Consider the following 1,095-nt stretch of genomic DNA (forward strand, 5'->3'; position numbering starts at 1 on the left):
ATAGATGGGCGATTTAGCATAGAAGTAACCAATGATATGGAATATCTTGAACATAAATTAACTATTGAAGAAATTATTGAACTAATAAAAAATTGGAAACATAAAGAGGTTTATATTGAAAATGAATTAGCTACTAAAATTTCAACTGAATTCAAAGCCTTTCAACATACAATAGATAATAAAATTAGATGGTTTCTTAATTACAGTCATACCCAAAAAATAGATTTTTCAATTAATGAAGATGTTGATGCATATATCACATATTATCCAATGAATTACAATTCTATCTTTTTTGCATTTAGAGATAGTTTTGAAACAACACCTTACATGTGTAGTTGCACTCAACCCGCCATAGCTAAATTAATTAATGATAAAAAAGAGGATATAATAAATTACCTGCATCCAGTAATTAAGGCACATCTAAAAGATAAAGAAGTTGAGTTAGGAGATATTAATTTTAAAGATAATATTTGTTTTAGATGTAATCAAACAACACCTCAATTCGTATTTGATAGATTTGGTAGTCGTTTTAGAGAAAAGTATGGCTGGTACTTTAAGCAAATTGAAATAGAAGAAGACTTGAAGAATAATTACTATTTTAAGCAATCTGAAAATATATTGCGCCAAGAATATGGTGTCGCAAAAATTGGAGAAAAGTGGACCTCTGAGACAACAATGTTTAAGATCATTGAAGATATCTTCAATGAATATCAATGTAAACGTCACTATCGACCAGATTGGCTACAAGGACTTGAAATTGACATGTATATCCCAGAATTAAAATTAGGATTTGAATATAACGGAATTCAACATTATGAAGCGGTAGAGCATTGGGGTGGTGAAACACAATTTTTAAAACAACAACGCTACGATCAAATTAAACAAGATTTATGTGAAGAGTATAATGTTAAATTAATCACCATCAAATATGATGAACCACTTTCTAAAGAGTATATTTTAACAAAAATACCGAGCGAGTATTTATAAAAAAAGATATTTAAAAATATATTATTGTGAGTTTGATTGTATTAGCAATGATTAATTCAATGACATTTAAGGATAAGAGTCGGACACCTAAGGAATATATTACTTATC

The 1,095-nt window shown here is 28.1% G+C and carries 1 protein-coding gene; it reads left to right on the plus strand.

The features are described 5' to 3' along the window. Positions 1 to 987: PDDEXK family nuclease (locus CD128_RS11040; protein ID WP_462803925.1), on the plus strand; the 987-nt coding region annotated here is incomplete at its 5' end. Positions 988 to 1,095: the final 108 nt, after the last annotated feature.

This window comes from Staphylococcus croceilyticus (assembly GCF_002902575.1).
Classification (GTDB): domain Bacteria; phylum Bacillota; class Bacilli; order Staphylococcales; family Staphylococcaceae; genus Staphylococcus; species Staphylococcus croceilyticus.